3 protein-coding genes are annotated in these 3035 nt (G+C 75.0%); 1 reads left to right on the forward strand and 2 read right to left on the reverse strand.

Features of this window, described 5'->3' with window-relative positions; translation table 11 throughout:
• A partial coding sequence (thpR, locus tag HUU95_RS12520) for an RNA 2',3'-cyclic phosphodiesterase (RefSeq protein WP_174280404.1) occupies positions 1-332 on the forward strand: 332 nt, incomplete at its 5' end.
• Between the two features lie 34 nt (positions 333-366).
• Here thpR and HUU95_RS12525 read toward each other — a convergent pair.
• Together HUU95_RS12525 and HUU95_RS12530 are read right to left on the reverse strand one after the other, a co-directional pair.
• The gene (locus tag HUU95_RS12525) at positions 367-933 is read right to left on the reverse strand and encodes a superoxide dismutase family protein (RefSeq protein ID WP_438827211.1); all 567 of its coding nucleotides are present in this window, start codon (positions 931-933) and stop codon (positions 367-369) included.
• A gap of 107 nt (positions 934-1040) precedes the next feature.
• Positions 1041-3035, reverse strand: a 1995-nt coding sequence (locus tag HUU95_RS12530; RefSeq protein ID WP_174280405.1) for a TonB-dependent receptor, incomplete at its 5' end; no start/stop codon positions are given.

Raw genomic sequence — 3035 nt, forward strand, 5'->3', positions numbered from 1 at the left:
CCGGGGTCGGCCGGTTCGAGCGGCGCGGCGTCGCCGACGCGCTATGGGCCGCCGTCGCCCCGCACGAACCGCTGGAGCGGCTGCACCGCAAGGTCGAACAGGCCTGTATCCGCGCGGGCCTGCCGCCCGAGCGCCGGACCTATCTGCCGCACGTCACGCTCGCACGGTTCGCGCGCTCGGCCGGGGGGTCGCCGGCGATCGACCGCTGGCTGGCGGACAACATGGCGCTGGCAAGCGCGCCGTTCCGGCTCGGGCATCTGGTGCTGTATGAAAGCCACCTCGGCCCCGCCGGCGCGGATTACGAGGCGATCATGCGCTGGCCGCTGGACTAGCATAGCGGCGAAGCCGCTGCGGTGGGTGGCCGGACTAGCGCGCCGCGAAGACGCCGCAGGCGATCCGCGCGCCGCTGTTGCCGGAAGGGTCGGTCATCAGGTCGTCGGCGCCGGCGTGGACGATCATCGCCGCGCCGTCCGCGTCGAGCATCGCCGCCACCGTCGCGCCGGGCACCACGACCCCGAGGTTGCCGTGCCCGTCGCTGCCGACGATCAGATTGGGCAGGTCGCCCTCATGCGGTCCTTGCGGGTTCATCGATCCGTGCTTCGCGCCGGTCGGGTTCCAGTGGCCGCCCGCGGTCGTGAAGCCGGGTGCGTCGCACAGGCCGACGGCGTGGATGTGCGCACCATGCGTGCCCGGCGGCAGCGCGTGGCCGTCGAGCGTCACGCGCATCCCGCCCGCGACGTCGCTCGCGGTCGCGCGGCCCACCTCCACGCCTTCGGCATTGTGCAGCATCGCGACCGCCCGGGCGCCGCCGGCGAGCGGCGTCCCCGTGCCGGGCCGCGACTGGCAGGCCGACAGCATCAGCGCCATCGCCCCTACGCCCGCCAGCGCCGGCATCGATGCCGCCACCGCCGACGCCGCCATCGCGATCCGCATGATCCAGTCTCCTCGCACCGCCGCCGCGGACCCGCCCGCAAGTCGCCGGTCGCACCTTAGACACGGCTGGCCGCGTACGGCAACCTTCCCGCGGCATCGCACGCTCGTCAGCGCAGCCGGTAGAGCAGCCCCATCCACAGCGTCCTGGGAGTCGCGCGCTCGACGATGCCGGCGCCGCTGGTGCCGGTCTGCACCTCCTCGTCGAACAGGTTCTCGGCCCGCGCCTCGACCGCGAGGCCACGCCCGAGCGGCAGCGCGGCGCGGGTATCCAGCGTCGTCGCGGGCGCGAGCGCACGGCTGTTCTGGTCGTCGTCGAACCGCGACGACGAGTGGCGGGCGGTCGCCGACAGCGACGGGCCGTCGACCCTGGCCCAGGCGAGCGTCGCCGAGACCTGATCGAGCGGCGTCTGCGCGGGGTGGAGGCCGTCCAGTCCCACAGCGGCGCCCGACGCCTCCACCCGCGCGGCGGCATGCGCCCAGGAAGCCTGCGCGCTCCACCGCCCGATCGCGTAGCGCGCGTCCACCTCCACCCCGCGCAACCGGATCGCGGAGAGGTTCTCGCGTATCCGGTACGCGCCGCCAGCCGCGACCACGCCCACCAGCGGGAAGGTGCCCGGCCCCTGCCCCAGCGTCACGTTGACGATCGGATCGGTCAGCCGGTTGTCGAAGGCGGTGGCCGACAGCGTCAGGCGCGGCAGCGGCGTCAGGTCTACGCCCCCTTCGTATCCGAACGAGTGTTCGGGGGTCAGCGCGGCGTTGGCGGCGGTGGCGTCGGCGCCGACGCGGAACGATCGGTAGAGCTCGTTGAGCGTCGGCAACCGCCAGCCGCGGTACACCGCCGCCCGCACCGTCACCGGCGCGGCCGCCCGCCAGGCGATCCCGCCGCGCCCGCTCGGCTCCGCGCCGCTGCGATCGGCGAAACGGGTGTTCGTCAGCGCCGCCCCCGCCAGGCTCCGCTCCGCCAGCATGCCGTCCGCGATCCGCCACGCATCCAGCCGTCCGCCGATGTCGAGCGTCACCCGGCCCAACGTCGCGCTCGCGTCCGCGAAGCCGCCGGCGGTGCGGCTGTCGCCCCCCGCCTCGCGCCTCCGCGTCGGCACGCCGGCCACATAGGCGTACAGTTCCTCCGTCCGCCCCGACAGGGCGCGCACGTCGCCGCCCAGCCGAAGGTCGACGCCGTGGCCGATCGGCGGCGAGACCTCGATCCGGCCGCCACCGCCCGTCGATGGCGTGTGATACTGGTCCAGCGTCTCGGTCGCGGTCGTGCGCGCGGCATCGATCGACACGAACTGGTTGGCGAAGCCGCGCGCCTGCACATAGCCGAGCAGCGACCAGCCCCAGCGGCCGCGACCGACCAGCCGGAGGCTGGCGTCGGCGCCGTCGCTGCGGATCGCGCTGAACGCCGTGCCGCGCTCGCGACGATCGGTGAACGCGTCGATGTTCGCCTGAAGCTCCGTCATGGGCGCCACGCCCACCACCACCCGCACCGCGCCCGACGCCTGTTCGTAGGGGCTCGGCCGGTCGACCGGACCCTGCTGGCGCGGGACGGTGGGCGTGAAGCCGTCGCCGCGCGCATAGGCGCCTGACAGCGTCGCGAAGCCGCCGGCGCCATCGGCGTCGCGGACCAGCGCGGCCGAGCCCTGCGCATCCACCGAGCCCCTGCCGCCGCCCGCGGCGCGCAGGTCCAGCGTGTCGAGCTGGTCCGGCGTCGCGCTGTCGATCTCGACGGTGCCGGTCAGCGCGCCCGGTCCGAAGTAACCGCTGCCGCCGCCGCGCGTGACCCGGATCGCTCCCAGCCGGCCGGTCGCATAGGCGGGAAACGCGATCCAGCCGGCGAACGGGTCCGCCTGCGGCACCCCGTCGAGGATCAGCAGCGCGCGGCTCGACGCATTGCCGCCCAGGCCGCGCAGCCCGATCCCCTGGCTGGTGGGATTGGCGGAGCGCGAGTCGGACCGGCGGAACTGCTGCAGCCCGGCGGCGTCGGCGAGCACGTCCTCCAGCCGGTCGGCGGCATCGCCCACGATCCGCGCGCGGTCGATCGTCACGACGTCATAGGCGCGCACGCCCGGCTGGGCGGGCAGGCCGCGGCCGGTGACGACGAT

Source organism: Sphingomonas bacterium, assembly GCF_903643065.1.
Taxonomy (GTDB): domain Bacteria; phylum Pseudomonadota; class Alphaproteobacteria; order Sphingomonadales; family Sphingomonadaceae; genus Sphingomonas.

What these genes read in the sequence shown, in the direction of transcription:
- HUU95_RS12525 (WP_438827211.1), bottom strand. Translation starts at nt 933, where the DNA reads ATGCGGATCGCGATGGCGGCGTCGGCGGTGGCGGCATCGATGCCGGCG.